General features: G+C 71.4%; 3 protein-coding genes. 1 reads left to right on the top strand and 2 read right to left on the bottom strand.

Features of this window, described 5'->3' with window-relative positions; translation table 11 throughout:
• Together A6Q79_RS17935 and A6Q79_RS17930 are read right to left on the bottom strand one after the other, a co-directional pair.
• The coding region (locus tag A6Q79_RS17935; RefSeq protein WP_317698904.1) for an iron chelate uptake ABC transporter family permease subunit at positions 1–715 on the bottom strand (715 nt) is incomplete at its 3' end.
• Positions 715–1,734, bottom strand: coding sequence for an iron-siderophore ABC transporter substrate-binding protein (locus A6Q79_RS17930; protein ID WP_067858935.1), 1,020 nt, complete (start codon positions 1,732–1,734; stop codon positions 715–717). The genes A6Q79_RS17935 and A6Q79_RS17930, both read right to left, overlap by 1 nt.
• 235 nt (positions 1,735–1,969) lie before the next feature.
• On the opposite strand from A6Q79_RS17930, the gene A6Q79_RS17925 reads away from it, so the two are divergent.
• Positions 1,970–2,446, top strand: coding sequence for a neocarzinostatin apoprotein domain-containing protein (locus A6Q79_RS17925; RefSeq protein WP_067858939.1), 477 nt, complete (start codon positions 1,970–1,972; stop codon positions 2,444–2,446).
• Positions 2,447–2,520 lie beyond the last annotated feature (74 nt).

The following is a 2,520-nucleotide window of genomic DNA, read 5'->3' as shown; positions in this document are numbered from 1 at the left end:
GCGTCGCCGCGGCGAGGGCCCCGAGCCGCACCCACGCGACCCGCACACCGAGCGACGTCGCGACGGCGTCGCCGAGCTGCACGGTGTTCAGGCCCGGTGCGACCAGCACCGTCAGGACGAGACCGACGAGCATGACCGGGGCCACCATCGCCAGCGTCTCCCACCGCACCCCGGCCAACGACCCGACCACCCAGAAGCGGTAGGAGTCGAAGGCGTCGGGCCGGGTCAGGATCATCGCCTGGACGTAGGCGCCCAGCACCGCGCTGACGACCGCGCCGGCGAGGATCAGCGGGACCACCGACTCGCCGCCGGCGCGTCGACCGAGGGCGTAGACGACGGCCACGGCGACGAGGGCGCCCGGGATCGCCACCCACACTATGGCCGTCCCGTTCCCGAGCCCGAGGAACGCCGTGGCGGTCACGATGGCGGCCGACGCGCCCATGCTGACTCCGAGCAGGCCCGGCTCGGCGAGCGGGTTGCGGGTGACCGCCTGGATCAGCAGCCCGGCCACGGCCAGCGCGGCTCCCACCACCGCGCCGACCACGGTCCGCGGCACCCGGGCCTCGACGATCCGGCCCAGGTACTCGTCGCCGCGACCGGTGAGCACGTCCCAGACGTCCGACACCTCGTTGGCGCGCACCCCGAGCACGACGCTGAGCGCCGCGGTGCACGCGAGGACGACGACCAGGCCGAGGAGCAGAGCCCCTCGACGCATCACGCGTCGGCCCGCGCCAGGGCTCGGTCGATGATCGGCCGGTAGCGCTCGAGCGCCCAGGGCACGGTCAGCGGCGTGATGATCGAGGACGCCGTCACGAAGGACTGGTCCGTGGGCGCGACGAGCGCACCCTTCTCCACCGCGGGGATCCCGGCGTACAGCGGCTGGGACTCGGTCTCCTTGCGGCTCTTCTCGTCGGCGTAGAAGGTGAAGACCAGGTCGGAGTCGTCGAGCATGTCGGCGTTCTCGAGGCCGATGAGCGCGGAGTCGGTGCCCGGCTCCTCCCAGTCCTTCAGCTCCTTCTCGCTCAGCGCGGGCTCGAGGCCGAGCGCCGAGACGAACGTCACCCGCTGCTCGCCGGGGTAGAACACGCCGAGCGTGCCCGGTCCGTTCGTGTAGATGAAGGAGAACGTGCGGCCCTCGTACCTCGGGTCGGCGGCGGAGGCGAACTGCTCCTCGATGTCGTCGACGAGTCCGGCGGCGGCCTTCTCCTCGCCCAGCGAGCGGCCGATCGTCGCGATCTGGTCCTCCCAGGTGATGACCCACGGCTCCTTCTCGTAGGCGACGGTGGGGGCGATGTCGCTGAGCAGGTCGTACTGCTCCTGCGTCACGCCCGACCACGGGGCCAGGATGAGGTCGGGCTCGAGCTCGAGGATCGCCTCGATGTCGAGCTCGGTGCCTCCGGTGAACTGCTGCGGCAGCTCGTCGCCGCGCTCGGTGACGGCCTCGTGGATCCACGGCAGGTAGCCGGTGTCGTCGGCACCCCAGGGGTAGGACTCGATGCCGACCGGGGTGACGCCGAGCGCGATGGCCGTCTCGGCCGACCCCTGGCCGAGGGTGACGACCCGCTCCGGCTTCTCGGTGATCTCGGCCGTGCCCAGCGCGTGCGTGATCCGGACGGTCTCGAAGTCGCTCGAGGCGGAGTCCTCGGCCGTGGACGACCCTCCGCAGGCGGACAGCAGCAGGGCGGCGCACAGCGCTCCCACGACGCTCGTGAGCACGGGACGGACGGACGACATGGGACCTCCTGGTCGACGGGCGGCACGACGCGCCACTGATCACTCAGGTGGACCTTAGTTGATGTTCAAATTTTATGAAACACTCAGCGGTGCGACGTGGGACACGCGTTCGGCCGACGACCGCCACCCCGGCATCGCCGCCCCCTGGTGCCGAGGGACCAGGTCTTGCGCACTCGGCCCCGACGCCTCTACGGTACGAGCCGTTAGGACAGCCTAACCTTACCGAAGGAGCACGATGAGCACCTCCCTCCCCCGCCGCCTCCCCCTCGCCCTGGGTCTCGCCGCTGCGGCGGTGACCCTCGCCGCGCCGACCGTGGCGCACGCGGCCGGCACCATCTCCGTCACGCCGAGCACGGGCCTGTCGTCGAGCGCCAGCGGCTCCGTCGTCACCGTCACCGGCTCCGGCTACACCGCCAACGGGACCTACAAGGTCGGCACCTGCTCGACGAAGTCGTACGGGATCCTCGGCGTTCCCGCGTGCTCGTCCGGCGTGGAGACGACGGCCGACGCGAACGGGAACATCTCCGTCAGCTACACCGCGAAGAAGGTCAACTCCAACGCCCACTACGGCATCCCGGTGGCCGGTGCGGGACAGCCCGCGTCGTTCACCTGCAAGGGCAGCGCGGCCAACGACCAGTGCGCCGTGACGATCACCTCGCACAACGGCACGTCCTCGACCGTCGAGGCGCAGGCCAACATCACCTTCCAGTGAGCCCCGGACGGGGGCGCGGACCGACGTCCGCGTCCCCGTCGCGCTCGCCCCTCCTCCCCTCCCCCTCCCCCTCC

Source organism: Aeromicrobium sp. REDSEA-S32_B7 (assembly GCF_001626145.1).
Lineage (GTDB): Bacteria > Actinomycetota > Actinomycetes > Propionibacteriales > Nocardioidaceae > Aeromicrobium > Aeromicrobium erythreum.
This window is presented reverse-complemented; position numbering and strand designations above follow the sequence as displayed.